Raw genomic sequence first — 1029 nt, 5'->3', positions numbered from 1 at the left:
CTTCGAGAACCTGGTGCCAGGCACTACGCCGGTGAACACCACCGTTACCGATACCCCAGGTACCGCTGACACCACTACCGTGACCCTGACCGCGCCAAGTGCAGTCAACGAAGGCGGCCAGATTACGTACACCGCCACGCTTTCCAATAAAGCGGGTACCGACGTCACGCTGAAGTTGGACAACGGTTCGTCCATCACTATCAAGGCCGGTGATACGGTCGGCAGCGTGACCGTTCCGGCGCCAAGCGATGACGTGTTCATCGACAAGAGCACCCAGACCGTCAAGATCACCGACGCTACTGGCGGCAACTTCGAGAAGCTGGAAGTTGCGGGTAACGGTGCGACTACCACGATCAACGACACTATCGACAAAGTGGATGTGGTACTGACCGCCACCAACAGCGTGGGCGAAGGCGGCAACATCGTTTATACCGCCAGCCTTGTGGATAAAAACGGCGCGGCAGTGACCAACATCACCAATCCGCTGACTGTCACTCTGGATAACGGCCAGACCATCACCATTGGTGTGAACCAGTCGAGCGGCAGCGTTACTACCGTGGCGCCAAACGACGTTTACACAGGCGACCAAACCGTCACTGCCGCTATCAAAGGCGTCACCGGCGGCGAGCATTTCGAGAATTTGGTGCCAGGCACTACGCCGGTGAACACCACCGTTACCGACACACCGGGCACTGCCGATACCACGACCGTCACGCTGACCGCGCCAAGTGCAGTCAACGAAGGTGGTCAAATTACTTATACCGCCACGCTTTCCAATAAAGCGGGCACCGACGTCACGCTGAAGTTGGACAATGGCTCGTCCATCACCATCAAGGCGGGTGACACATTCGGCAGCGTGACTGTCCCGGCGCCGAGCGATGACGTGTTCATCGACAAGAGCACCCAGACCGTCAAGATCACTGACGCTACCGGCGGCAACTTCGAGAAATTGGAAGTCGCGGGTAACGGCGCAACCACCACGATCAACGACACCATCGACAAGGTCGATGTGGTCCTGACCGCCACCAA

General features: G+C 58.1%; 1 protein-coding gene. It reads left to right on the top strand.

Going from position 1 to position 1029, the window contains the following annotated elements; genetic code table 11:
* A partial coding sequence (locus tag EXW71_RS28660) for an immunoglobulin-like domain-containing protein (RefSeq protein WP_372241352.1) occupies positions 1-1029 on the top strand: 1029 nt, incomplete at both ends.

Source organism: Pseudomonas sp. BCA17, from assembly GCF_004519405.1.
Classification (GTDB): Bacteria; Pseudomonadota; Gammaproteobacteria; order Pseudomonadales; family Pseudomonadaceae; genus Aquipseudomonas.
Note: the sequence above shows the minus strand (reverse complement) of the source record. Positions and strands in the feature narration are given on the sequence as shown.